Source organism: Aureibacillus halotolerans, from assembly GCF_004363045.1.
In the GTDB taxonomy this organism is placed as follows: domain Bacteria; phylum Bacillota; class Bacilli; order Bacillales; family DSM-28697; genus Aureibacillus; species Aureibacillus halotolerans.
In genome coordinates this window covers 37,921-63,428 of the sequence record NZ_SNYJ01000012.1, presented here as the reverse complement: position 1 = coordinate 63,428, position 25,508 = coordinate 37,921, and the positions used below count along the sequence as shown (strand labels likewise).

The 25,508-nt window shown below is 44.4% G+C and carries 18 protein-coding genes and 1 pseudogene; 4 read left to right on the top strand and 15 right to left on the bottom strand.

Features of this window, described 5'->3' with window-relative positions; translation table 11 throughout:
* Positions 1–99: 99 nt before the first annotated feature.
* Together EV213_RS13915 and EV213_RS13910 are read right to left on the bottom strand one after the other, a co-directional pair.
* Positions 100–1,213 (bottom strand): annotated as a pseudogene (locus EV213_RS13915) (RNA-guided endonuclease TnpB family protein).
* A 344-nt stretch (positions 1,214–1,557) separates the two neighbouring features.
* Positions 1,558–2,481, bottom strand: coding sequence for a ketopantoate reductase family protein (locus tag EV213_RS13910; protein ID WP_133581157.1), 924 nt, complete (start codon positions 2,479–2,481; stop codon positions 1,558–1,560).
* Positions 2,482–2,641: 160 nt separating this feature from the next.
* Between EV213_RS13910 and EV213_RS13905 the strand changes: the two genes are divergently transcribed.
* Complete coding sequence (locus EV213_RS13905) at positions 2,642–3,211, top strand: TetR/AcrR family transcriptional regulator (RefSeq protein WP_133581156.1); 570 nt, start codon at positions 2,642–2,644, stop codon at positions 3,209–3,211.
* Between the two features lie 104 nt (positions 3,212–3,315).
* Here EV213_RS13905 and EV213_RS13900 read toward each other — a convergent pair whose 3' ends face one another.
* The 5 genes from EV213_RS13900 to EV213_RS13880 all read right to left on the bottom strand — a co-directional run bounded on the left by EV213_RS13900 (position 3,316) and on the right by EV213_RS13880 (position 7,745).
* Positions 3,316–3,717, bottom strand: coding sequence for a hypothetical protein (locus EV213_RS13900; protein ID WP_133581155.1), 402 nt, complete (start codon positions 3,715–3,717; stop codon positions 3,316–3,318).
* 241 nt (positions 3,718–3,958) lie between these two features.
* On the bottom strand, positions 3,959–4,267 hold the full coding sequence (locus tag EV213_RS13895; protein ID WP_133581154.1) for a PTS sugar transporter subunit IIB: 309 nt from the start codon (positions 4,265–4,267) through the stop codon (positions 3,959–3,961).
* Entirely contained in the window at positions 4,264–4,578 is a 315-nt protein-coding gene (locus EV213_RS13890) for a PTS lactose/cellobiose transporter subunit IIA (protein WP_133581217.1), read from the bottom strand. Before EV213_RS13890 ends, EV213_RS13895 begins: the two co-directional genes overlap by 4 nt.
* Positions 4,579–4,668: 90 nt before the next feature.
* On the bottom strand, positions 4,669–6,585 hold the full coding sequence (locus tag EV213_RS13885; RefSeq protein WP_166639317.1) for a BglG family transcription antiterminator: 1,917 nt from the start codon (positions 6,583–6,585) through the stop codon (positions 4,669–4,671).
* Positions 6,586–6,620: 35 nt separating this feature from the next.
* Complete coding sequence (locus tag EV213_RS13880) at positions 6,621–7,745, bottom strand: GntR family transcriptional regulator (protein ID WP_166639316.1); 1,125 nt, start codon at positions 7,743–7,745, stop codon at positions 6,621–6,623.
* 149 nt (positions 7,746–7,894) lie between these two features.
* Here EV213_RS13880 and EV213_RS13875 point away from each other — a divergent pair, with 149 nt between their 5' ends.
* The 3 genes from EV213_RS13875 to EV213_RS13865 are packed head-to-tail and all read left to right on the top strand — an operon-like array spanning position 7,895 to position 11,424.
* Complete coding sequence (locus tag EV213_RS13875; RefSeq protein ID WP_243740166.1) at positions 7,895–9,187, top strand: glycoside hydrolase family 125 protein; 1,293 nt, start codon at positions 7,895–7,897, stop codon at positions 9,185–9,187.
* Positions 9,188–9,211: 24 nt separating this feature from the next.
* The gene (gene celB / locus EV213_RS13870) at positions 9,212–10,501 is read left to right on the top strand and encodes a PTS cellobiose transporter subunit IIC (protein WP_133581151.1); all 1,290 of its coding nucleotides are present in this window, start codon (positions 9,212–9,214) and stop codon (positions 10,499–10,501) included.
* The gene (locus EV213_RS13865) at positions 10,498–11,424 is read left to right on the top strand and encodes a DUF7916 family protein (RefSeq protein WP_133581150.1); all 927 of its coding nucleotides are present in this window, start codon (positions 10,498–10,500) and stop codon (positions 11,422–11,424) included. The genes celB and EV213_RS13865 overlap by 4 nt, the downstream gene beginning before the upstream one ends.
* Positions 11,425–13,024: 1,600 nt before the next feature.
* On the opposite strand, the gene EV213_RS13860 is transcribed toward EV213_RS13865, so the two are convergent.
* The 8 genes from EV213_RS13860 to EV213_RS13825 all read right to left on the bottom strand — a co-directional run bounded on the left by EV213_RS13860 (position 13,025) and on the right by EV213_RS13825 (position 25,416).
* Entirely contained in the window at positions 13,025–18,775 is a 5,751-nt protein-coding gene (locus EV213_RS13860; protein ID WP_133581149.1) for a DUF3320 domain-containing protein, read from the bottom strand.
* A 204-nt stretch (positions 18,776–18,979) separates the two neighbouring features.
* Positions 18,980–19,402: a hypothetical protein gene (locus EV213_RS13855; RefSeq protein WP_133581148.1), complete on the bottom strand. Its 423-nt coding sequence runs from the start codon at positions 19,400–19,402 to the stop codon at positions 18,980–18,982.
* A 21-nt stretch (positions 19,403–19,423) separates the two neighbouring features.
* Positions 19,424–20,962, bottom strand: coding sequence for an ABC transporter substrate-binding protein (locus EV213_RS13850; protein WP_243740164.1), 1,539 nt, complete (start codon positions 20,960–20,962; stop codon positions 19,424–19,426).
* Positions 20,959–21,948: an ABC transporter ATP-binding protein gene (locus tag EV213_RS13845; protein WP_243740162.1), complete on the bottom strand. Its 990-nt coding sequence runs from the start codon at positions 21,946–21,948 to the stop codon at positions 20,959–20,961. Before EV213_RS13845 ends, EV213_RS13850 begins: the two co-directional genes overlap by 4 nt.
* Positions 21,932–22,945, bottom strand: coding sequence for an ABC transporter ATP-binding protein (locus EV213_RS13840; protein WP_133581147.1), 1,014 nt, complete (start codon positions 22,943–22,945; stop codon positions 21,932–21,934). Before EV213_RS13840 ends, EV213_RS13845 begins: the two co-directional genes overlap by 17 nt.
* Positions 22,946–23,833, bottom strand: coding sequence for an ABC transporter permease (locus EV213_RS13835; protein ID WP_133581146.1), 888 nt, complete (start codon positions 23,831–23,833; stop codon positions 22,946–22,948).
* An 18-nt stretch (positions 23,834–23,851) separates the two neighbouring features.
* The gene (locus EV213_RS13830; RefSeq protein ID WP_133581145.1) at positions 23,852–24,775 is read right to left on the bottom strand and encodes an ABC transporter permease; all 924 of its coding nucleotides are present in this window, start codon (positions 24,773–24,775) and stop codon (positions 23,852–23,854) included.
* A complete protein-coding gene (locus EV213_RS13825; protein ID WP_133581144.1) occupies positions 24,775–25,416 on the bottom strand; it encodes a TetR/AcrR family transcriptional regulator in 642 nt (213 codons plus the stop codon). Before EV213_RS13825 ends, EV213_RS13830 begins: the two co-directional genes overlap by 1 nt.
* Positions 25,417–25,508 lie beyond the last annotated feature (92 nt).

Below are 25,508 nucleotides of genomic sequence, written 5' to 3'. Positions count from 1 at the left end.
AGAGGTTGCCTGAAGTGGGTGCTTCTTGGGTAGTCGCCTCTTTTGGTAGCTGACGAAATTGACCAAGCTAACCCTCTTGTTCCAAGAGTTTTATGTTCATTAGGTACTTGCTACTAAGCGAATACCTTCTTTATTTGATATTGAGTGCTGCATTATAATCCCTAGCAAGATGTAGCCCACACGAACACACATATGTCTTGATTCCCAGGGGCATTGGTTGGGTATCTCCGCAACTCGAACACGTTTTTGTAGATGGGTACCATTTATCAATTTTGATAAGATGTTTCCCTTGTTCGTTTAGTTTGTACTGTAAGAAAGAAGTGAACATCCCCCAGCCATTATCAGCGATGCTTTTACCGAAGCGAAGTGCTTGTGACATTCCCTTCATGTCTAAATCTTCAATGACAACCGCATCGTAAGTAGACGCTAACTCCTTTGATTTATGGTGAAGAAAGTTTTTTCGTTGATTGGCAACTTTTTCATGAATGGTAGCGACTCGAATACGTTGTTTATGCCCATTTGAAGATCCTTTCTTTTTACGGGATAGTTTACGTTGTTCCTTTGCTAATTTCGCAAGCGTTTGTCGGTAAAACCTAGGGTAATTGGCTTTCTCACCCTCGCTATCGACAAACAACCCGTTCATCGCAAAATCTAACCCTACGACTTTTTCAATTTTTTTGCGTTCAATCTCCTTCTCGTACTCTGTAAGAATCGAAATATAATATTTTCCTGATGAAGTCATAGATAGGGTACAAGATTTGATTTTGCAATTTTCAGGTATTTTTCTGTGTTGTTTAATTTTGACCTTTTTCAGTTTAGGTAACTTGATATGACCATCCAACAACTGAATATTTCCATTGACGACATTCGTTGTATAGCTTTGTTTATGGCGTTTGCTTTTGAATTTCGGAAACCTAGCAATGCCACTAAAAAACGCTTTATATGCCCTGCTTATATTTAATTGTGCGTTTGCCAACGCTAACGAGTCCACTTCTTTGAGCCATTCGTATTCATTTTTATATTTAGCCGGAGTAGGATGTTTGACCTTTTTCAATTCTTCTTTATCCTCTTTTAGGCGTTCATACGTTTCCATTCGTTCGGCTAACATTTTATTATAGACAAAGCGCACACAACCAAAGGTTTTTCGTATCATTACTTCCTGTTCTTTTGTTGGATACAGTCGAAACTTATAGGCTTTGTTTTGCTTACTCATATCAAATCACCTCACTTTCTCCCTTGATTTTGAAACTATTTATTTCACCATATCGATTGGAGACGCCAGACGTCACAGAACTTATAGACTTTATGGGCGACGATGGCACTAACTTTCTCCGTGAAATAAACATACGATCATATGTTCTATTATACTTCAAAAGATACACCATGTAAACCCTCAGACAAATTGTCCCGTAAAAAGATTCATCCCCCGCTTACCGTTGTGCTGCGCCATCAAGTGCTTGAAGTGGGTAGTTTTCTCGCCTGATTTTATAAATGCACTTTATTGAAAGAATGGATCTAATGTAATTGATCTACAAGCATGCATCGCTTAAAAAGATCTTACAACGAATCTGGGATTGAGATCTTCTTATTTCTTAGAAAATCTATGAAGCTTTTATCCAACATTTCAATCTCCGGCCTTACAACGCTGGCATGCCCGCCAAGCAGAACATCAGAAACCATCTTCGTACGAAGCAACCTTCCGAGCGCAAATGTCATTAGCCAATCCGGAACTTTCAGAATCAACTTAAATTTCGCCGGCGTGATCGGTACCTCAGCTTTCTCCAACACACCTACATACGCCTTGATCGTCGACGTCATACGCCGGACCGTCTCAGGGCTTACCGCTTCTGCATGACTCATAATGCCTTTGTCGGTGTAAATGACTTTGTTCATGCCGACAACCCAAGCAGCATGTGTGATCTGAAACGCGGTCATGTTCTTAGAAATACTGGATGCAATCTCAGCCTTCCGGAACAGCTCTGCCAAACCCTTCACTCTCTCAGACTCCTGCCCGTTGACCTCACCAAAAGTAGTGGCTTGCAGAGCCGATGGACCAAACTGGGCGTAAACGACTCCGCCTTTGATCTCTCCCCCAGCACTCGGGAAGGCTGGCAAGAGCCGATCGCCAACAATATCGAGCCACGGAGCATACCCGGTCGGTATATTCGTCATTGTCACGATAGTCGGGCTTTGATTGTCCTTTAGTGCGTGAAGCGCCTTTTCCACATGGTCGTAGCGTACAGGGACAAAGATATAATCATAGATATCATCCGATTTCAGTTGATCAATCACTTCTACTTTGACACGTTTCACCTTGCCATTCTCATGATAGCGAAGCCCCTCCCTTCTCAACATGTCAAGCCGCTTGCCTCGCGCCAGCAGCGTAACTTTAATTCCAGCTTCAGCAAACTTGGCACCGTAAAAACTACCGATAACCCCTGCGCCAAAAATGAGAATGCGACGTTGACCAACTGACATCATCTTCACCTCTAATTTTTCGTTTAAACAACAATCGTTGACTTATAGACAACTGTTGCTTAAAATTTTATCATGGTGAATATTTACCAACAATCGCTAATCTGGCATGAAATGTCGAATAAGCAACAAACACGGCGAATCTGTTGTTTATGGAGGAGAAAGCATGGACAGAAGGATACTGAAAACGCAGAACGCCATCATGGAGGCTTTCGTTGACTTGGTAGCAATGAAGGGCTTTGATCGAATCACCATCAATGAAATCGCGGAGAAAGCGGACGTCAACCGCAGTACAGTCTATTTGCATTACGTCGATAAATACGACCTGTTGGAGAAATGTATGGATGACCATTTGAATCAGCTATTTACAGCCTGTATGCCCGAGGACGGCATAGGGGATTTCACTTCCAGAGACGCCATCCTCCGCACCTTTGAATATTTGGAGGAAAAAGCTTTCTTTTACACGACAATGCTAAACAATAACGGAATTCCAGCCTTCCGCAACCATCTTAAAGCAAAGGCTTTACAAAGCTTGCAACAGCAACTAAAAGATGGCTTCGGCAACGACAGCGCCAATAACCAAGCAATATTGGTAGAATTTCTGGCATCTGGCGCTGTTGGCGTGTTGGAGTGGTGGATTATGAACGGGATGCCCTATTCTCCCGCACAGATGGTCGACGAGTTTTGGTCACTGCTGGAACGAATACAACTTGCAGGAAAGCCTGAAAGAAAATAGCACGACCAGTATCACCTCAAATAGTTGGTTCATTTTAACTTCATCTTAACAAAAAAGAAACTTACGCCTAGGTTCGCGTGAGTTCTTATTCCATATTCCAATAGTCAGACACTATACGATATCTCCTTTTTTACGGCTCTAGATATAGCATTGTTGTTGCCTTTTCGTAGTTCCATAGCAAAAAGACGCCTTGATCCGTGGAAGGGTGATACATATGTATACAAATCTAATAGCTCCTGCACATTGGTGAGTTGCTCGCGAATGATCTCTTTAGTAGATTGCGACTGCAATTTCGCTACGACAAGTGGCAACACACGTTGGCTGACCTGAAGATCAAAAGCGTCCGTTCGTGATAATAGATCCGAATCAGGCAACGAGTGTAAATAGGTTCCGATGTGCTCCAAGACTTCGATGCTGAAACCCGCATCGAAGTCCTGGAGCAAAAGATGCAGTGCCCATAACACATCTAACTCCACCTCAGTTAAAGCCGTTATTGGTTTGCTCAAACACTGTATACCAATTAACCTCGGGGATATTGAGAGATCAGACTGTGGAGATTCCATTCTTTCGGCTAATTGAAATTGATCTTTTCGGCATTGTTGATCATTCTGTTCTTATTGCATATGCTTAGCAACCCACCTCGCCAAAATTCTTTTTTTCAATGTCTCATAAAAAATCACCCTTACATGTGCGTATACAAAAAAAAGCAAGGCTCTTTCAGCCTCACTCATGACCACTTTTATTCGTTTAATTTGTTGCAAGCTCCAACGCTCTTGCTAACACTTTATCGCCGTTCATCCGTCCATAGTCCACTGTATTAATGACTTCTACTTTGATACCTTTTGGTACATACTTTTGCTCAAATTCTTTTTTCATGTACCCTACTTGGGGGCCAAGCATTAACACATCAATTTCATTTTCTAAATTTGCCAAAGACTCACTTGCTGTAGCTTGAATGCTTATGTCTTTATCACTTGTTTTTGCTGCATCTTCCATACTTTTCACCAACAAACTAGTGGACATTCCTGCCGAGCAAACCAAGACGATGTTAATCATCCCACATTCCCCTTTTCGATTTCTATTGTGTGTATTCTTTTGTGCAGACTAACAAGTTCAACAGCTAGTTCCTTTACTGTCATGGAATTCATTAAATGATCTTGCGCATGAATCATTAGCAAAGTGATGTCTTGCTTGTTTCCAGCAGCTTCTTCCTGAATTAACTGCGTTTGCACTCTGTGTGCATTGATAAGTTCAGTTGATGCTACCTCTAGCAAGCTGTTTGCGTTTTCAAAATCATTCTCTTTAGATACTTTAATGGCTTCCATTGCTTTGCTTCTAGCATCGCCAGAATTTGCGATTAAAGTCATAATCTTTTCTATCAGTCCCAACTCAATTCCTCCAATAAGCTCAACTACCTGATACTTACGAGTATAAAACATCCCCATAACAAACTACACTCAGTTATTTTCCTTTTGGTTGCGGAAAAAAGTGTTCACGATCTCCTGGAAAGAATTTGCATTGATTAACCGGTGGACAACATCTTGATTCTCTATGACGTGAATAAGTGAATCATACATACCTGTTAAATCCCGTTTTTCGTTTTTCGCAACACATAAGAGACATACGAATTGAACGTATGCCTCCCCCCATAGCACTGGCTTGTCCAACGTACATATCGTCCAAAATGTCTCTTCTGTTTGAGGCATAACAGGGTGTGGGATAGCTGTTAGGTTTCCATATGATGTTGGCGAGATCGTTTCTCGTTCCTGAACCAAATTCAAGAAATTTTCACCTACTACGTCCATTATTCGCAATTGATCACAGAGATATTCCAACACTTCATCTTGAGTAGTAAATTTCTTCTTTAAGAACGTGAACTCTCTTTGGATCAAGTCAAGTTTAGGGCTATTAAGACTGGTGTACATCGCTTTTATTTCTTCTTTATCTTTTTCAAACAAAACAGGACTAACAATCACAACAGGCAGATCCAACGGCATGGTCAAAGGCACAGTGCTTACTATAAAATCAATGTTTTCAAGCGGCGCCTCTTCAAGATTATAGAGACCATACGTGCCTTCAATTTTAATCTTTCCACCAAACATATTTCTCAGTTTTTGATACAGCAATTTAGCGCTCCCCAACCCAGAACTGCAAACAATAATACATTTTTTAGTCAGGGAAGAAGCTCGTTTCTTTTGTCGCTCTAATGCAGCTTCAATGTGAAGAGCGATAAAGCCTATTTCGTGTTCTGAAATGGTAATAGCTAACTTATTTTGAATAAATACGATCCCTATAATTGCCGCTTCAAAAGCCACTGGCATAGTCAACTTGATTTGATCAATCATTGGATTAGGTACATTTATATTTAAAAGTGAACGGTTATACGTAAGTTTTAGATGGAGCCCTAAACTATGTTGAAGATCTTTATCTTCACTGATGCCCAAGTCCATCTTCTGATCAATTTCATGGAGTACCTCTTGTGCATATGGAGAAAAATCTATATCATTTCGATCCTGTTCTTGAACTTTAAGTTTATTCAAGTCAGGCAATAGCTCCGTGCTTAAGAATAACATGATGAAGTAGTCCAACTCATTGGCAGGGATATCAATACCCATCATCTTATATTCTTGAATTACATCTTTAGCCACCAGCACTTCCTTGGAGCTTTCATCGAAGAGCAGGTCAGTTTGGTCAAAACGCTGCAACACACTATGGCCTTCTTGTATACGTTTCAAAGCAATTAATAAATGATGCCCCAATTGTTCGAGACCTCGATCAGAGAAAAATACCTTGTGTGTCCTCATTTTTGTAAGTAACAATGATTTTACTTGATTAAACTCAGCTTCAGTAAACAAGTCTTTTGCGTAATCATAGTCATATAAACAAAAACGAACGTAAGATTCATCGCCTATGATTCCCAACCCATAATTTGGTTTATTATAAACTTCAATCTTGTATTTTTGTAATTTTGCTTTCACGATCTTTAGATCACCTTGAGCAGTTGACCTACTGACATAGAGATCATTTGATAGCTCATCCAATTTAACAAACCCTTGTTGCGATGTAAGCAGTTTAAAGATGATATAGGTTGCTCGCTCTGATGCATTTGAGGGGATTGGAGACTGTGAAAGACCAGTGTCTTTTCCATGCATCCATTCCTCAAACCTCTCCTCATTCAGAATGTTCAACGTATAACCTTCCCCTTTTACAGAGTCAATCTCTGCACCACGAGGACCTAGAAACTCATGCATTTCCTTTATATCATTTCGGATCGTCCGCGTCGTCACATTCGCTAACCCAGCTAAAATATCAGCTTTCGTCGGGGTTTGGGCAGTAATCAAGTATTGCAGCAGTAGTGTCGCTCTTGCATTCATTGCAAACCCCTCCATACCAAGTCGACATGTTTTTACTATAAAGATAAAACGACTTTTGTCTTATCATGCAAAATCGTATGATCGTCAATAAATCGTGCTTCAACAATAACCTCTTTTTTGTCAACTTCAATAGAATGCACTAATTGAGCAAGTAAATCGACAGCATGTTTCGCAATGGCCTCTTGATTTTGAATAATTCGTGAGAATGAAGTTGTCAACGAATGGTCTACCGGCCCATCAAACCCAATTAAACTATAATCCTCCGGTATCTTCTTTCCCAGTTTGCTTAAAGCATTCCATACGATCTGACCGCTGAAATAATCAAGCGCAAAAAAACAGGTGATGTTTTGGTGCTCTTTTATTTTCTTATGGATACTTTCAAAATCTCTTTCCAGGCACGCTTCATTAATACGGTTCGAATATGACGTTTCTAAATTAAGCAACCACATTGAGTTATCCAAAACCATGGTGTTGTTATAATATGCCTCTTTAATTCCCTCGATCCGATCAGATACTGAAGAATTATTTAAATGCTTATGAGAGACTACAGAAATATTCTGATGACCAAGCTCTATAAGTTTATTCACCATTTGGTTTGCTATGGCTTTGTTATTACTACCAACATAAGGCACCGATAAACCAAATAGTTTGCGGTCCATCAGGACAATAGGAAAATTACTCAGCGTTATTTTTAAAAGGGCTTGATTATGATATTCGGCTTGAACAGGCAAAATAATGATGCCACGAACACCTAGAGAAATAAGCTCATTTAAGTATTCTGTTTCTAACTCTTGAGATTCATTAGAAATCTTAAGAATACATTGAAATCCTTTTTCATTTAGATATGAAATAGTCGCCCTAAGAAGCTCTGCCCCATAACTGTCAGAAAAGCCGGCTAGGATTACGCCCACTAAATCCGATTTTTTGGTGACGATCTTCCCTTTCACTTCCTCACTAACAAAGCTCCCTTTTCCCGGTATACGAGTAATCCAACCTTCTTCTACAAGTAAATTCATCGCATTTTTAGCAGTAAGTCTACTAACATCGAACAATTCCATAAGTTGTTTTTCGGTCGGTATCTGATGTCCCACATCATACTTGCCGGTTTTTATTTCATGTTTTACCTTTTCATAAATCATTTGATATAAAGGTTTATTCATAGCGAGAATAATACCTCCCTCCATTTGTAAAGGATATATTTATTATATCATTTTCCCTAGGTATTGACAAAGAATATAAACCAAATATACTATAAAGGTATTAAAAGAACTATTAAATGATATATATGAATTGCAAAGGAGTTAAATAAATGATCAAGGAACAAGCGATGAATGGCATTAATGAGCTATTAGACGTCGTTGACGCAAAGACGAAGGAATTAGATAGAGAACTGTGGGGAAAACAGTTTCGCAATGGTTTTTCCGATACACTCATGAAAACGCTTAGTATATCTGAAGACGGATCTGTATATTTAGTTACTGGCGACATTCCGGCAATGTGGTTAAGAGATTCAACAGCACAAATACAACCCTATTTAGTGTTAGCAAAAACAAACGAAGTTTTTCAGTCCCTCATCGCTAAGCTGATTCAAAAACAGTGCGACTATATATTGATTGACCCTTATGCAAACGCTTTTAATGAAAAGCCGAACAACAACGGTCATCAAACAGATAAAACAAAAATGTCGCCTTGGATATGGGAACGGAAATACGAGATTGATTCATTGTGCTATCCAATCAAGCTTGCTTATCAATTGTTTAAAGAGTCCGGATACACAGATCATTTCAATGAGTCCTTTCTACAGGCAGCTAAAGAGATCGTAAAAGTGTTCAAAACGGAGCAACATCATGCGAACTCCCAGTACACGTTTGAGCGGTTTGATGGTCGTCCAGAAGACACCTTAGTGAACGAAGGCAAGGGATCGCCAGTCGGGTATACCGGTATGACTTGGTCAGGCTTCCGTCCGAGCGATGATGCATGCACTTACGGTTACCTCGTGCCTTCAAATATGTTCGCTGTCGTCAGTCTCTCTCATTTACATGAAATTATTTCTGCGTTCTATTTAGAAAATGAAGCTCTTTTCGCGAATGAAGTATGTCAGCTGCGTGACGAAATTGAAAGCGGGATACAGAAGTTTGGCATTGTCGAAAACAAAGAGACAGGAAAAAAAGTGTACGCCTATGAAGTCGATGGACTCGGGAATTATACATTAATGGATGATGCCAATGTTCCAAGCTTGCTGTCAGCTCCTTACTTGGGCTATTGCGAAAGCGACGATGACATTTATCTGAATACGCGTGCGTTTTTATTAAGCGAAAAAAATCCATACTATTACTCAGGCACTGTAGCAGCCGGAATCGGAAGTTCTCACACGCCAGATCAATATATATGGCCCATTGCTTTGAGCATTCAAGGGTTAACGTCTTTATCAAAAGAAGAACAGAAATCATTGTTAGATGTCATCGTTCAAACCACCGCTGGGACGATGCAATGTCACGAAAGTTTCGATGTCAACGATGACAGCCGCTATACGAGAGAATGGTTTTCATGGTCCAACATGATGTATTGTCAATTGCTGTTGACTTATTTAGACATCACGTAAACACTTTTCATAGGAGGTCAATAGATGAGTAAAGTACAGAATTTCTTAGAAGATCGCGTTGCCCCTTTTGCCGGAAGAATAGGACAAATCAAACAGCTGGTCGCCATTCGTGATGGGATAGCTTTTATTATGCCCCTTATCATCATTGGGTCTATTGCCCTTATCCTTAATAGCCTTCCTATCCAGGCTACTTGGTACGTCAATTTGATGAATGAAGGAGGGTGGGCAGAACGACTTGGTCTAATAGTGAATGGAACGTTTGGCCTTATTGGGTTATTGGCCGCTTTTACAATTGCCTACTCATTGGCAAAGCAATATTCTTTAGACGGGTTATCCGTAGGACTACTTTCATTGGCAGCCTACGTATTTTGTACACCTAGTATCCAATCAACCGATAATGCACTAGGCATTCCGCTAGATCTAATGGGAAGCAAAGGGTTGTTTGTTGCAATTGTAATTGGGATAATCTCAACTGAAATCTTTAGATTCGTCATAAAGAAAAACCTTGTCATCAAACTCCCGGCAGGTGTTCCGCCAGCAGTAGGTAAGTCCTTCACTGCCTTAATTCCTGGTTTCTTTATTATCGTCTTTTTTGCAGCTGTAACGTGGATCTTAGGCGAAACAAGCATTGGTAGCGTCCATAATCTTGTCCAAACCGTGTTAGGGAATCCGTTGAGTATGTTAGGTGGAACTATCTTCGGAGCTTTTATCTACGAGCTTTTGATCAGTGGGTTTTGGTTAACTGGTATCCATTGCGGCAATATCATGGGGGGGATATTGAACCCTATTTGGATGCAGCAAATGGACGAGAATCGTTTAGCTCTCCAAGCCGGCGAGGCATTACCGCATATTCTCACACAACCGTTTTTTGATATCTTTGTTCACATGGGAGGCGCTGGGACGCTCGTTGCATTAGCCATATGTCTTTTCATTTTCAGTAAAAGTCAACAAAACAAATCCATTGGGCGCATAGGGATTACCCCCTCCTTGTTTAATATTGGAGAACCGCTTATGTTCGGTGTTCCTGTCGTTCTAAATCCGATCATGTTTATTCCTTTCATTCTCGCTCCGATTGTGATGGTGTTAACCACCTATTTTGCGATGGCTACTGGAATTGTTCCAAAAACCAATGGGGTGTCTGTTCCTTGGACGATGCCACCTATCATTAGCGGGTATTTAGCGACTGGAAGTATAAAAGGATCGATCATGCAAATAGTGAACCTAATTATTGCCATCTTAATCTATTATCCGTTCTTCAAGGCAATGGACAAGCAATTTGTTCGAGAAGAGAAGAAGGAGGAGATCAATCAATGACAAAACGACTACTGAACTGCGATACAAGTGATATTATGGCAATGACTAAAGAGGAATTAAAAGTATCCATCTATGCCAGCGAAGGCCGAACCGTGTTAACAGAAGTTGCTGTTGTAAAAGACCCTATCATTGATGGCGTAACGAATGGAGAAATCGCAAAATTCGCCGGGGCAGATTTAATCCTTTTAAATGCGTTTGATGTAGACCATCCTGCCATTTGCGGGATAAGTTCCACAGATTCCCAGCCTGTGAAAACGTTGAAGAAATTAACTGGACGTCCCATCGGAGCCAATTTAGAACCTGTGGATGATAGCCAAAGCACGATGGATGAGAAAGAGGAAATCGGTGCCGGCAGAAAAGCGACCGTTCATACGTTCAAAAAGGCAAATGAATTAGGTCTAGATTTTATCTGTTTAACAGGAAACCCTGGGACAGGAGTGACAAACGAAGCGATTTGCAACTCTATTCAAGAAGCAAAACGTACGTTTGATGGGTTAATCATCGCAGGGAAAATGCATAGTTCTGGCATTGATGAACCCATTGTTGACGAACAAACAGTTGAACAATTTATAGAGGCCGGAGCTGACATTATCTTATTCCCTGCTGTCTATACCGTTCCCAAATTTAGAGAAGAAGAGTTATTACGTTTGGTCGAAGTTGTTCATTCACATAACCGATCTGTAAAAGACCCTGCAAAGAAAGTTCTAACATTGTCTGCCATTGGAACGAGTCAGGAAAGCTCAAGCAAAGAGGTTATCCAAAAAATTGCATTGGCTTGTAAATCATGTGGTGTCGATATTCACCATATAGGTGATGCTGGATACTCAGGATTAGCTTTATATCAAAATATTGATGTGTTAGGGAACGCGATCCGTGGTGAAAGACACCAATTGCGTATGAGAGCTAAGTCGATTTTTAGATAGAAGACGCGATAGATGACATTAGAAAAACATGCCGCCCAAGCGATTATAGGGCCGGCATGTTTTTTCTAGTGATGCAGCAAGATGAAGCGAGCTAACAGTCATCTTTTTTATTCCTTTTCCCTGGACCCGTGCGAATAAACAGATGAAGCATTGCTAATGAAAGACCAACCGACAGGACGTGGTGTAACAAAGCGAAGTTTGTTGACGCAGCGGTCGACATTCCCTTGCACTCTAGCGCATCTTCAACTCAAAAGGACCTCGTCGTGACTTAGTCGTGGAGTCTCGCTAGTCGTCGCTTTTGGTTTATGCTAAAGGGCGAATGAAATGAGAAAGATTTTTTTGGTTTCATTTTCAACAGTTACCACGACATTCATGTAAAAGGCATCCGATGATCTACTTTGAAACAGTGCACTGACTTGCCTGATTCGGCTGCCACACGGCTTTTTACCCTCTATACGACACCGAGCCACAATAAACAATATACACAGAAATAAACATCAGCGTAGGCAACATACGTAGACTCTAGTGGGATCAGCGCGAGCTGAAGATCCCCTCGAAAAAGCCATGCTTTTTCGAGGAAGCTGAAGCCGCGCCCCACAGAAAGCGAAGTATGTAGACGGAGCGGTCGACATTCCCTTGCACTCTAGCGCATCTTCAACTCAAAAGGACCTCGTCGTGACTTAGTCGTGGAGTCTCGCTAGTCGTCGCTTTTGGTTTATTATAAAGAACGAATCAAATGAGAAAGATCTTTTTTGGTTTCATTTTCAACAGTTACCACGACATTCGTGTAAATGGCACCAGGTGATCTAACTCGAAACAGTGCACTGACTTGCCTTATTTGGTTACCACACGGCTTTTTACCCTCTATACGAGAGACCGAGCCACAATAAACTATGAACGCAGAAACAAACATCAGCGTAGTCAACAACGTAGACTCTAGTGGGATCAGCGCGAGCTGAAGATCCCCTCGAAAAAGCCATGCTTTTTCGAGGAAGCTGAAGCCGCGCCCCACAGAAAGCGAAGTTTGTTGACGGAGCGGTCGACAATGCCGTTCACCTTAGCGCATCTTCAATTCGAAAGGACCTCATCGTGACTTAGTCGTGGAGTCTCGCTAGTCGTCGCTTTTGGTTTATGCTAAAGGGCGAATCAAATGAGAAAGATCTTTTTTGGTTTCATTTTCAACAGTTACCACGACATTCATGTAAAAGGCATCCGATGATCTACTTTGAAACAGTGCACTGACTTGCCTTATTTGGTTGCCACACAGCTTTTTACCTTCTATACGAGAGACCGAGCCACAATAAACAATGAACGCAGAAACAAACTCAGCGTAGTCCACAACGTAGACTCTAGTGGGATCAGCGCGAGCTGAAGATCCCCTCGGAAAGCCATGCTTTTTCGAGGAAGCTGAAGCCGCGCCCCACAGAAAGCGAAGTTTGTTGACGGAGCCCTCGTCGTGTTTTCTTTGCTGCTTGAGTCTCGCTAGTGACCGCTTTTGGTTATTGTAAAGAACGAATGACATGACCTTGACCTCGTTGGTTCAATGTCGACCATAACCAACAAGGGTAGTGGAAAGGGCACTAGTAAATAGCCAAGCGTTTCAGCTCTTGTGTTGAATCATGCGTTCATCCATCGTAAGCTCACCGTCAGTTACCATTTTGTCAATGGTTTGTCGAACGCGTTCATCAACGCCTTGATTCAGACGTTGAAACCCTAACAGATTGTTTAGACGTTTGACGACTTCATCGATGGGGAGCTTGATGCCAGCGTCACTTAGATGCTTGATTCCGTTTCGATATTCTCTAAAGGAAATATCGTCAGAATCACGACGATCCTTATCGCCCTCGCGAAACAAGGAAAAATCAGATACGCTTTCCGATGTGCTCCATATGAAGCGACGGTCATCGCTTTCTTCTTCGACGAAGTAGTTGGTTTGCCCCAGGCATTCAGCGACATGCTGCGCAATTCTACTACCTGCTCGTTTAAAACCCCACGCATCACTAATTCGTTTGACGAGCATCTGCTCACTAATTGGGGCCTCATGCTCAACCAACTGTCTCATCTGCGTAAAGATCATCTCCTTCGAAGAGATCGTATAAAAGTCATTTTTGTCGACCACTACCTCAGGCAGTACATGTGCCTCATACACGTCCTTTTTCAGTGGAACTGTTTCAACGGCAGCAATAGGCTCTGTCATCACTTCAGACAATGTCTCATCTTGCTGTTGAAGCGTTGGCTCTTTTATCGGTGCGGCTGCTCGTATACTTTCAAGCTGTTCACACAGCGCGTCGGCCTGTTTGTCAGGGTTACGCCACCAAGACATCGTCCACACTTTCAATACAGTCCAACCAAACCGGTTCAGCACATCGACCTTTAGCTTTTCGCGGTCACGAATCGTTTTTTCAGCAGCCGCTGTGTGACCATCTGTTAAAATAGCCGCCATATACCTCTCTGGGGCATCTGGATGCTTGACTGCCAGCTCAATTTTAAACGCACTCATTCCTACTCCGCGTTCCGTTTCGTAGCCTTTTTCAGCCAGTTTCCTTTCAATAGAAAGTAAAATCGCCTCATGTTGTTCCTCTTCTCTTGTTGCAGACAAACCTCCAGAATGACTTGCCCTTTTGGCAAACAGCATAAATGCTTGAAGATCCTGCACGCCCTTTGCTTTCGCTCGCTGTAAAGCTTCCGGCTCCATTGAAGCGAATACTTTCATTTCCTGCTTCGCCCGTGTGATGGCTACATTTAATCGTCTCCAGCCCCCTTCACGGTTCAGAGGACCAAAGTTCATCGTCATTTTTCCTTCCTCATCCGGACCAAAACATAAGGAAAAGTAGATTGTATCACGTTCATCTCCCTGCACGTTTTCGAGGTTTTTAACGAATAGAGGCTCTTCCCCATTTAAAACGATCTCTTCCAACTCAGGTTTTTTGGAAAGCTCTTCTTCAATCATGTCGGCAATCAGTTCCTGCTGATGAGAGTTAAACGTGACAATGCCAATGCTTGATTTCCTGAGTATTGGATCCTCTAGCCGTCGAAACACATCTGTGACAATCGCTTCCGCTTCCGTTTTATTGACGTTCGCCCCACCGCGTTCGTACGTTCCCTTTACATTCGTAAACGTCACCTTGTCTTTTGAAAAGTCAGTGGACGGGAATGTGACGAGCTGTCCGTCATAATAACGTCGATTCGAAAACGCAATCAGACTTTCATGCTCACTGCGGTAATGCCACTTCAAATATTTTTCTGGGAGGGGAAGTGCCAGACAATCTTCTAGAACACTCTCCATGTCAACCATCTCCACATCATCATCCTCGTCATTAATCGTGGCATTAAAAAAGTTGGTTGGTGGTAATTGTTTTGGATCACCAACAACGATGACCTGTCTCCCCCTTGCCATGGCACCTACTGCCTCGCTTGTCGGCATTTGTGAGGCTTCATCAAAAATTACCAGGTCAAATGCAGGATGATCAGAAGAAAGGTATTGAGACACAGCGATCGGGCTCATCAACACACAAGGCTTGAGCTTTGAAAGTGTGTTAGGGATGCTTGAGAATAGCTGTCTCATGGCCAAGCCCCTGCCCCTGCTCCGGATGGCCCGATGAAGCTTATTGACCTCTGTTCCCTCAATTTCACTAATGTTTTCTAGCTGGATATTCTTTTTCGCCAGTCGTTCAGCAACCTCAAGCTGAGACGCCTTCATCAGTTGCTCATCCATTCGCTTGAATTTCTCAAGCAGCAACTCCACTTCTGCTTCACTAAACGTGCGGAGATGTTCTCTGAGATTCACTTCCTTGTCAATTCGCTGGCGCAACACACTGTAACGATACGTATGAACGACTTCTTCGCCTGATCTGTCTCCAGTTTCGAAATCCACAAGCATTGGTTCAATTCCAACCTTTTCTGCCTCGCGTTTCGCATGGACGTATTGCACCATATCGTAGAGTCGATCCAAGTGTTCTAGCTGCGACTTTGCTTTTTCAACCACCGAATAGACCCAATCACTCGCTTTGCTTATGTAGTCGTTTATTTCCAGCGTATCTTTCAAAACGTCTAACATACTCTCGAATGAATGCACTTCTTTTTGCAATGCTTGACGAGCAACGGCATGTCCTCTAAGGTTCCTCTGGTCAACATCATGATGTATTAGAAACGATTTAATAGCACCAACGCTCTGAGGTTCATTGCATAACTGCTCAAGTGCTGCCAAAGCCGTCAGATCATTTTCGATAACGTCCTTTTGCTGTTTAGTACGCCAAGAAGAGCCAAAGGCTTTGTCCATCCACGTCACGTGCGGTTCAAGCTCTTTTTCAAGCTCTCCCATTCGCCGTGTCGTATCACAATACTGTTGCAACAACTCAACAGAAGGTTGTGCCGTTGCCTCTCGCAAAAATGGTTTAAGTGAATTCACTGCTTTTCGCCGTTTAAAGAACGCAAAAAGACCTGGCGTTCGGGCCTCGCTTAACCTTTCAAGCCAAGTCACTTCACTCACTTGAGACATTCGATCATCAAAGGTGGTGGAGAGCTGCTCCTGAGCTACCGTAAGCTCATGATTCTTAACTAACACAGTCCTCGTCATCTCGATCCCTTGGCCTTCATCCAAAAATGCTAGCAGGTGCATCGTGTCGAGTTGTTCGATCTTCTCAAGCTTTTGAAGAAATCCCTTCAGAGATGTCTTGCTTTCACCTGTAAACCGCACGCTAACCCCTTCCAAATACTCCCTTAAACTCTTGCGCAACGGCTCTCCAATTCGAATTACTTCTTGCAGATACCTCGTTATGTCATCCTTTTTCGCTAAAGAATATTGAATGGCTCCGATGCCATCCCATGGGTGGTCTTTCAATGGCACACATGTTTCTCCGAGGCGAGTGGTCTTTTTCATAAGTTCGATGTGACTTTCAAGAACCCTGTCTGTAAGATTCTTCACATGCTGAGAGTCAAGGGAAGCCACGACATCAGGTCGTTCAAGCGACGCAAAGGATTGCAGCATATCATACGTACTTTTCCCGAAAGTTGTTTCTTCATGAAGCTCCTTGCTTATGTCAAAAAGCGACTTTTTCAACTGGGCAATATCTGTGTTGTACTCTTCCCAATTTACAGAGGCTGTACGCTCCACCTTAAACGACTTGTCAAATTGCTCAAGAACCTGATTTTTTTGCGCTTTGTTGGAGTATACACTTAGTAAAAACGGCTCCAATCCGATGCCTTTTAATTTTTGATACACAACTTCGAGGGCAGCCATTTTTTCAGCTACAAAAAGCACCGTCTTTCCTTCTCCAAGGGTATTCGTAATAATGTTTGTAATGGTTTGAGACTTCCCTGATCCTGGTGGCCCATGAAGCACAAAGCTTTCCCCACTTGATGCTGCATGAAGGGCTTCCATTTGCGAACCATCAGCGCTCAAAGGGACCAGTGATGGTGTTGAAATTTCTTTTTCAGGCGTCAGCGCTTCTGAAAAGTTATACGACTGCGTAAATGATTTTCTTCCTTCAATGAGACTTTTTACGACGGGATTGCGTGATAGCATTGCTTCATTGGATCGTAAGTCGTTCCACATCACAAATTTAGCGAAAGAGAACGTGCCAATGCTGGAAAACTCAAGAACATCCCAGCCATCCATATGCATAATAAGTCTACGCACATCAGACATGACGCGCTTAACGTCTGCCCCGTACTCATCTTCAGGCAGTGTGTACAGCTCTGAGGCATTGATGGAAAAGGCCTGTCGCAAGTATTCAACTAAAGAAATGTTGATTTGAATATCATCGGTTCGTGCTTTAATTGAAAATCCACTTTGCTGAGAATGGCGTATCATTTCAACGGGCATTAATAGAATCGGGGCAAATCTGGTTTTCTTACTTTTTGGATCAATCCACTGAAGAAAACCGAGTGCGAGAAACAACGCATTGGCACCGTTTTCCTCTAGCTTTTCTTTCGCATCACGGTAAATCTTCGTCGCCCGCTTAAAGAGATCCTCATTGTCTAGATACGCACGCAAACGATTTTGCGACAATTCATTCTGGATTAATCCTTCATCTGCTACCTCTGAGAAGCTCCTGTTTAATGCACCTTTAAACTCACTGGGCGCAGGCTCAATTTTCATCTTTTCGCCTCTGTGCAAGGCATCTTCAATTTGACCAAGATCAGAAGAAATCAATGGAATGCCTTTTCGCTTGTAATTGTAATTTAGTAGAAGGTTTCTCATTCCCAAATCCAACAGTTTACTTTTCCACAATCCGATCTTATCTTGCTGAGAAGCAGCAGACCCATCAATGTCACTGCTATGTCTTGAGATAGCATACGCCTGATAGTCATTCTGTGTTTGAGGAACAACAGAAGGAGCAGATTGGACGACATGGTTTTCCGCCAATAGCGAGAGAGCCTTAATGCCACCATGCCTACAGCGCTGGATATCAACAGCATAATTAATATAATCTGGCTTATCAAACGCTTTCTTCGCAGTCTGAATTGCCTCAGCAAACGGCACCTCTGAATTAGTTAGGTGAGTCGTCTCGACAACGATCAGATCATTAATGCCATCCGCCATTCGTTTCGTTAAATACGTTTTATCGTAGCTCACCATTTCGGGCATCCACTCATTCGTCAACCAAACACCGAGGAACACATGGCCACGGCAAAAAATGAGCATTGGATGAAGGCCCGCTGCTTCAACACAGGATGCAAACAGGACTGTTAAATCCAAACATGTGCCCATCCCAGTTTCGGAGACTTGATCTGGAAAACGAACCTTCTGACCGTGGTGCTCAAAGCTAGCAGGTGGATTGGCATAATCAATGCCTTTGCCTTGGATCGAACTGTAAATCGCGGATACCTGATCAACAGTGTGCGCTGGGTCTGCGCTTTGATAGCCGTCCATGGAGCTTGAGGGCTTTTTTGTTTTCAAACGTTGAATACTGTCTTTAAGCAATTGATCTATGTAGGGGCGATTCGGTGTAATAAAACTTGCGATGATTTCAGGACTCGCCGCAGCTCCTGGCCACTGGTTGTACGCCAAAATTTCCAGTGCACGGCTTGTTTGCAGGACCAATTGATCATTGGAAGTGATACGAATATCGATCGTGCCTTGGACGGCCTCTTCAAATCGTCTAAGCTCCGCTGTATCGTAGGATAGCTCCGGAGTAAAAACGATCGCCTCTTCTGAAGGGACGATATCGAAATGGACCGGTTGAAAACGAGTAATTGATGGATTTGTCATAATGTCTATGCGTACATTTTTCAATGGCTCGTTGCCTTCATTTTTCAATGACAGTTCTGTAATGAGCGGAACACGGTTTTGTTGCAAGGCATAGTTGGCGACGCCTGAGTAATCGAGAGTGAGGTCAACAGCATTCATAAAAGTCTCCCCTTTTTTTCAATGACTTTGTGCCTAGTACCTCTAGCGTACCACCTTGTAACTAGTCAAACAATTCCAAAGTATCCTTTTTGATGAAATTGTAGTGTTTACATTACCTATTTTCAACACGACCTTTCCGATACAATCATAAAACGCCCCAAACGTCATGAAATTCATAACGAATGGGGCGCCTTCTTGATTAGCTTAGACTAAAGAAATTTGTACAATATCATAGTGTCCATCACTTGACAGACGAAGCGTCCAGTTCGAGGAAAGGAGTGTTTGAAAGGATTCGACTTGTTCAGTTGAAAGGGGCACATTGATCACACCAGCTTCCGTTTCCTCATACGACTCGCCTAAGCGAAGGCCAAACCGAAGCTTGAGCAACCGTGTGACGCCAGGTTTGGTAAGAAATTTCACTTGGTACTCTTCACGGATTGATGCTGTAATTCTTTCGCGATCTTCCTTAAAAGCATCGACGAGATCACTAAAATCAAACGCATCAGACACGGCTTCCAATGGACGCGTATCTCCATTAGCCAATGCGTCAAGCAACACATCATCTTGCAGTCCTTTGGCTCGTAGCGTTTCTACCATAAATGCTTCCCATTGCGATAGTTTTGTCATTATGTGTACATCCCCTAAGCATTATTGATTCGCTGGCATAATCTCATTCACATAGTAAAGCTCGTCTAATCGTGGCTCATATTTCACCGCGTCACTCACACCGTAGCGACCTTCTAGCTGGAACAAATAAAGGGCGCCACGGTCTTCTGATAGAATTTGCTGCACCTGCTTGTACTGGGCGGCTCGTTCCTCTTCATTCATATTGTAGGCAGCTGCTTCAAGAAGCTCTTCCACCTCAGGATTGGAGTAACTCGTCACATTCTCTTCTTTAAACAATTCGAGCACACTGGCATCAAACAACGTGTTTCCCCAACCGACAAAAACCCCTTCATCCAAGTCTTCGCTGAAAAGTCGTTCAGCAAACTGGCTCTGTTCAATCAGCTCCAGGTTCGCGGTAATGCCGACGTCTGCCAACATGCCTTGAACAACCTCTGCCATTTCAGTGTAATAATTGTTCACGGAGATGTCCACAGTAACGCCACCTTCATAACCGGCATCGGCCAAAATTTGCTTGGCCTGATCAGGGTCATACTCGTATGTGTCATACAATGACTCGTCAGCGCCAAAGTTGCCCGGCGAGATATGCGTGCGCGTTGCCGTGGCTGCACCTGCCAGAATCTCATCAATAATCACTTGATTGTCAATCGCTAAATCAATGGCTTTACGAACGGCAGGATCAGCTGTTGGCTCGCCTTCTTGAGTGGATAACCACAGCTGGATCACTCGCTGAATCGGGCTAACAGCAACATGCGTGCCTTCGTTACTCTCAATGCGTTCAAAGTCCGCCGTCGGAATATTAAAGGCAATGTCAATGCCGCCTGTCAACAGCTCAGACACACGTGTCGAGTTTTCTGGAACAACTTGAAAATGCACCGTATCCCATGTCGGTTCACCATCGTAATAGTCATCAAACTTGCCTAGCGTGACGCCTGAACCACGGTTCCATTCATCAAATGTATACGCGCCAGTGCCGGCGGGTGCTTCAAAAAAAGCGTCACTTCCTACCTCCTCAAAATACGCAGCAGGGAGAATGCTAGCGCTCGCCCCCGCAAGTCTGCTGAGCAGCACCGGGTCAGGTTGTTTCGTAATAATATTGACATGCGTCTCATCAACAATTTCGACGCTTTCAATTCCACTAAACACGGAATGCTCCTGCAGAGACTCGTCCGTCGCGACTCTCTCAATGGAGAATTTCACGTCCTCAGCGGTAAACGGATCGCCGTTATGGAAGGTCACACCTTCTCTTAGTGTAAAGGACCATGTGAGGTCATCCTTTTTTCCCCATTCCGTCGCAAGCTCAGGGATAATCTTCCCTTCCGCATCACGGTTAAGCAACTTTCCATACACATTGACAAGAACAGCGGCCGTTGTGATGACACTATTGTTTTGTGGGTCTGTTGTTGTAATGTCCGCTGGGTTGGCAATGGTCAACACCTGTTCTTCTTCGGTCTTTCCTTCATCTTGGCTCGGCGCAGTAGTATCATCTGGATCTTCAAAACCGCAGGCGACAAGCATAAACATCGCGACGAGAGCAAACAATGGTTTGGCGAATCTGTTCAAGAGGTGATCTCCTTTTCAATTGTATTTGGGTGGTGGCAGGCATACCAGACGCCTGGCTCGTGCTCGCTTAACTCAGGTCGCACAGAGGCACAGACGTCTTGACGGTTCGGGCAGCGCCCATAAAACGGACAGGCTGGCGTTGTGTGAGACATGTCCACCCGTTCTGCCTCACGCGGCAGCCGCCGCTTTCGCTGGGACGGATGTGACACAGGCACAGCCTCCAACAATGTGTACGTGTATGGATGTCGTGGTTGTGTAAAAATTGTCTCACGGCTGCCGATTTCCATGATTTGACCGGCATACATAATCGCGACTCGATCACTAATGTATTTTACGGCTGGCAGGCCGTGAGCGATAAACAGATAGGACATACGGTACGTTTTTTGAAGCTCTTTTAGAAGGTTCAGAATTTGCGCCTGAATCGACACGTCAAGCGCCGACACCGGTTCATCGCAGATCACGACCTCTGGCTTGAGCGCAATGGCTCGAGCAATGCTGAGCCGCTGGCGTTGCCCTCCACTAAATTCATGCGGGTAACGGTGCATATGTGATTCATCTAACCCAACCTCTTGGAGTAATGCCAGCGCTCTAGCCTCGAGGGCCTTGCGACTAAGCCGTTCATGAACGAGGAGCGGTTCTGTGACGACGTCCTTCGCCTTCATTCGCGGATTTAACGACGCGTACGGGTCCTGAAACACCGCCTGGATGTTTCGTTTCACCGCACGCATCTCTTTTCGGTCTACTGTGGAGAGATCCGTTCCGTGAAGCAACACTGATCCACTCGTCGGTTTCTCCAACTGGAGCATGAGTTTGGCCAGTGTCGACTTCCCAGAACCCGATTCGCCGACAATGCCTAGTGTTTCACCTTCTCGAACGGAAAGACTGACATGATCGACCGCTTTAAGCAGCGCTTGAGAAGATTTGAGGGCATAATGCTTTGACAGCTCTTTGACCTCAAGCACCGGTGCATCAGTTTGTATCGCCAAGATTCTCCTCCTCCTTTCCAGGAAACAAGCAACGAACCGAATGCCCTTGACGAAGTTCACGAAGTGGAGGCATGTCGCTTTTACATTCCGCTCTTGCCTTTGGACACCGAGGATGAAACGGACATCCTTCAGGCAGGTTTGCCAAATCAGGTGCTGTCCCTGGAATCGAAGCAAGTGTAGCCTCGAGCTCATCCAATGTCGGCATTGCTTCCATCAGCCCAATTGTATACGGGTGCTTCGGGTCGTCAAACAAGTTGTACACACTGCTTTCCTCAACGATTCGACCTGCATACATGACGAGCACGCGATCGGCCATCTCCGCAACGACATTCAAATCGTGCGTAATAAAGATGACACCTGTTTGATTTTCGGTATGGAGCTTATGAATCAGGTCGAGAATATTCGCTTGCACCGTGACATCCAGGGCCGTCGTTGGCTCGTCCGCAATCAACAGCTTCGGCCTGTGTGCAATCGCAAACGCGATCACGATACGCTGGCGCATCCCTCCGGACAGCTGATGAGGAAAGCGTTCAGCCACTGCTTTAGGGTCTGGAATGTCGACCAACTCAAGCAGCCTGAGCACTTCATGATAGATGTCTTTTTTCGAGAGCGAGCGTTGGTGTATCGCCACTGCTTCTGCCAATTGCGCCTTAATCCGCATCATCGGGTTCAGTGAGCTCATCGGCTCTTGAAAAATCATCGCCATATCCTTGCCATGATGACGACGGCGTTCTTTTGCCGACAGCTTCGTCAGGTTCTCACCTTGAAACGCGATACTCCCCGACACAACGTTCCCACCACGCTTTAAAAGACCAATGACCGAGAGTGCCGTCATGCTTTTCCCACTTCCAGACTCGCCGACAATCGCGACGACCTCTCCTTCTGCTACTTCAAATGAAACATCGTCCACAACGCGAACATTGGACTGCCCGCGTCTGGAAAAGGAGGTTGCCAGGTTCTGAACAGACAATAAAGGTGCTGCGCTTTGCTTCGCCATTTACGCTCCCCCTTTTTTCCAGCGCGGATCGAGAAGATCTCTGATCCAGTCCCCAAGGAAGGTCATTGCCAGTACGGTGATTGTAATTGCAATGCCTGGGAATGTGGCTACCCACCAGCTTGTCGCCAAATAATCACGCCCATCGTCGAGCATGCCTCCCCACGTGATCGTCGGCGGTTGAACGCCGAGACCAAGAAAGCTTAACGACGACTCCGTCATAATCGCTGTCGCCACCCCAATCGTTGCTACGACGATAAATGAGGAGAGCACGTTCGGCAGAATATGCTTGCGTAGGACATGCCAGTGGCTTGCACCAATCGTTCGCGCCGATTGCACATATTCGCGCTCCTTTACACTAAGCACCTCACCACGCACAAGCCTTGTGAACTGAACCCAACTCGTCAAGCCAATCACAATGATCAACGTCCATAACCCTGGTTCAAACACGACGATGGCCACAAGCACGAGCAGCAGCGTCGGAATCGCGAGCATCGCATCAACGACTCGCATCACGGCGTGGTCCACCCATGTCCCACCAAGATAACCAGATAAGAGACCAAGGGCCAGTCCTATCACGCCAGCAATCGCCACCGCGACGACACCAACAAGAAGGGAAATTCGTCCACCATAGAGCAATCGACTGAGCACATCTCTTCCTAAATGGTCAGTCCCGAGAAGATGCGCCGACTGACCTCCGTCCATCCAAATAGGTGGGATCAAACGGTTTGGCGCATCCACGACGTACGGATCATGCGGCACAAGCCATGGCGCTGCAAGGGAAACGAGCACAATCGCGACAACCGTCACAAGCCCCGCCACACCAAGAGGAGACCATGCCAGTCCTAAACGAACGGATTCAATTTTTCGTTTTGAAGCTGCTGTCACCATTTAATTTTCCTCCTGATGTTACGACTTCGATTCATAGGAAATGCGTGGATCCAACAGACGATAGATCACGTCCGTCAAAAGGTTTACTAGAATGGTTATGATGGCAATAACAAACACAATCGCTTGAATGACCGCCATATCCTTCGCTTCTATCGATTGCAGCAGCAGACGCCCAATGCCTGGCCACGAAAAGACCGTTTCCACGATGATGGTGCCTCCGATCAACTGAGGAAATTGCAGACCAATCATTGTCACGACCGGAATCAATGAATTCATAAACACGTGACGTAAAATGACAATCCATTCCTTCTGGCCCTTGCTGCGAGCGGTTTGGACGAATTCTTGGTCAATGACCTCAAGCACGCTTGCCCGCACAAGTCTCGTTAATTCGGCTGAAAGGGCAACGCCGAGCGTAAAGGCAGGCAAAACGAAATGCGCTGGCGATTCCGCTCCCGACACAGGCAAAACGCCAAGGGTCACGGCAAAAAAGAGAATTAACATAATCCCAATCCAGAAGTTTGGCATCGCCTTGCCAATAACAGACAAACCTGAGATGAAATAATCGACAAACGTATTGCGCTTTAAAGCCGCAATGACTCCGAGCGGCAGCGACATCAAAATGCCGACACCGAGCGCCATGCCTGCAAGAGACAGCGTGGCCGTCAAACGTTCCACCACTAGCGGCAGTGCCTCCTGATGATACTGATACGACGTGCCAAAATCACCACGAGCTAAGTCCCCCATATACTGCACGTACTGAATCAAAAAGTGCTGATCTAACCCTAATTCTTTTTCTAAAATCGCCCGATCCTCCTGTGTCGCGTTCTCCGGCAGCATCAAGGACACCGGATCGCCCGCCAGATAAACAAGCGCAAAGACAACAAACGTTAGAATAAGCATCGTTGGAACGACCTGAATGACTATTCGCTTCAAAAACCGCATTACGTCTCCCCCATCTGCCGTTTTTCCTCAGGAGCGCCAAGCATGCCGAAAAACTCGTAACTGACAATTTCCTCTGCCAATGCTTCAGGAGAAAGCTGTCCAATGTCTTTGTCGTTGTCGACTTCAGTAAATAACCAGCGGTACGTCATCCCATCGACAAGGCTCATCAACAACGCCGCCTGTACATCCGTCGACCGCTGCTCCGGGATCATCCCAAGCGCCTTCGCGCGCTGAATATTATGAAAAAAGGCATCCTCCACATGACGAACCACTTTGTTAGCTAGCTCTTTGACAACCGGATCCGCATCTTGACGGCATCGAGTCAACAGCCGAATGGCATCTCTATGCTCGCGAACATACCGTAAATAACTCGCTATTAAACCGACCGACGATGCCACCATGCTCTCCCGCGTTCCCATCGTTTGACGATAGCCGATCTTCACGACATCCAGCAGGCCTTGCTCCACCTCCGAAAAAATCGCCTTTACAACATCTTCCTTATTTTTATAGTACCAGTAGAACGTCCCCTGGGATACCCCAGCGCCCTTCACAATATCGGAAATTTTCGTTTGATAATACCCGTCCCTTGCCATACAAGTCGCGGCACTCTCAATTAATCGCTCATTGCTCGTCGACGCCATACACCATCCTCCGTTCAAAACTGACTGACGCGTCAATCAATGTTAATAATACTAATATATTTACTCGGGTTTAAGATGTCAATGATTATTTT

Bases quoted from the DNA above. Each gene is read 5' to 3' on its own strand.
- EV213_RS13855 (WP_133581148.1), bottom strand. From the start codon at position 19,402: ATGACAAAACTATCGCAATGGGAAGCATTTATGGTAGAAACGCTACGA.
- EV213_RS13830 (WP_133581145.1), bottom strand. From the start codon at position 24,775: ATGCGGTTTTTGAAGCGAATAGTCATTCAGGTCGTTCCAACGATGCTT.
- EV213_RS13905 (WP_133581156.1), top strand. From the start codon at position 2,642: ATGGACAGAAGGATACTGAAAACGCAGAACGCCATCATGGAGGCTTTC.
- EV213_RS13865 (WP_133581150.1), top strand. From the start codon at position 10,498: ATGACAAAACGACTACTGAACTGCGATACAAGTGATATTATGGCAATG.
- EV213_RS13835 (WP_133581146.1), bottom strand. From the start codon at position 23,833: ATGGTGACAGCAGCTTCAAAACGAAAAATTGAATCCGTTCGTTTAGGA.
- celB (WP_133581151.1), top strand. From the start codon at position 9,212: ATGAGTAAAGTACAGAATTTCTTAGAAGATCGCGTTGCCCCTTTTGCC.
- EV213_RS13880 (WP_166639316.1), bottom strand. From the start codon at position 7,745: ATGAATAAACCTTTATATCAAATGATTTATGAAAAGGTAAAACATGAA.
- EV213_RS13890 (WP_133581217.1), bottom strand. From the start codon at position 4,578: ATGACTTTAATCGCAAATTCTGGCGATGCTAGAAGCAAAGCAATGGAA.
- EV213_RS13860 (WP_133581149.1), bottom strand. From the start codon at position 18,775: ATGAATGCTGTTGACCTCACTCTCGATTACTCAGGCGTCGCCAACTAT.
- EV213_RS13825 (WP_133581144.1), bottom strand. From the start codon at position 25,416: ATGGCGTCGACGAGCAATGAGCGATTAATTGAGAGTGCCGCGACTTGT.
- EV213_RS13895 (WP_133581154.1), bottom strand. From the start codon at position 4,267: ATGATTAACATCGTCTTGGTTTGCTCGGCAGGAATGTCCACTAGTTTG.
- EV213_RS13840 (WP_133581147.1), bottom strand. From the start codon at position 22,945: ATGGCGAAGCAAAGCGCAGCACCTTTATTGTCTGTTCAGAACCTGGCA.
- EV213_RS13875 (WP_243740166.1), top strand. From the start codon at position 7,895: ATGATCAAGGAACAAGCGATGAATGGCATTAATGAGCTATTAGACGTC.
- EV213_RS13885 (WP_166639317.1), bottom strand. From the start codon at position 6,585: ATGAATGCAAGAGCGACACTACTGCTGCAATACTTGATTACTGCCCAA.
- EV213_RS13910 (WP_133581157.1), bottom strand. From the start codon at position 2,481: ATGATGTCAGTTGGTCAACGTCGCATTCTCATTTTTGGCGCAGGGGTT.